The sequence below is a fragment of the Streptomyces sp. SID13031 genome (assembly GCF_010548305.1).
Classification (GTDB): Bacteria; Actinomycetota; Actinomycetes; order Propionibacteriales; family Kribbellaceae; genus Kribbella.
Genome location: NZ_JAAGLV010000109.1, coordinates 1 through 400 on the forward strand (window position 1 = coordinate 1; position 400 = coordinate 400).

The following is a 400-nucleotide window of genomic DNA, read 5'->3' on the forward strand; positions in this document are numbered from 1 at the left end:
ATCCGACGTATGCCGGAAGGTGTATCCGAGCGCTGTGGCACGGGAGTTGTGCATGGCGTAGGCGCGGGCGAAGGAGAACGGCGATGTCTCACACACGTGTACCGGGGCGAATTCCACCCGGCCGCCCGGCTCCCGCTCGATCGTGGCGCAGATGTCCGGCGTCGTCAGCGGACCGTTCGCATGCGCATTCACCGGTCCGGTGAATTCCTGCCCCGTCGTCCAGGCGAGAAAGTCCGCGATCTCCTCGACATACACATAGGTGGCGGGCTGGTTCTTCTCCGGAACGGCGATCGGCTCGCCGGCCCTGATGCGTTCCGCGTAGTGGTCCAGGCGCCCGGTGAAGTCGTCGTGTCGGCCGAGGACATGGGCGACGCGCACCGCCACGGACGGGAAGCCGGCC

1 pseudogene is annotated in these 400 nt (G+C 67.2%); it reads right to left on the bottom strand.

Going from position 1 to position 400, the window contains the following annotated elements:
* Positions 1–400 (bottom strand): annotated as a pseudogene (locus G3I17_RS39465) (reductase); the annotation flags it as partial.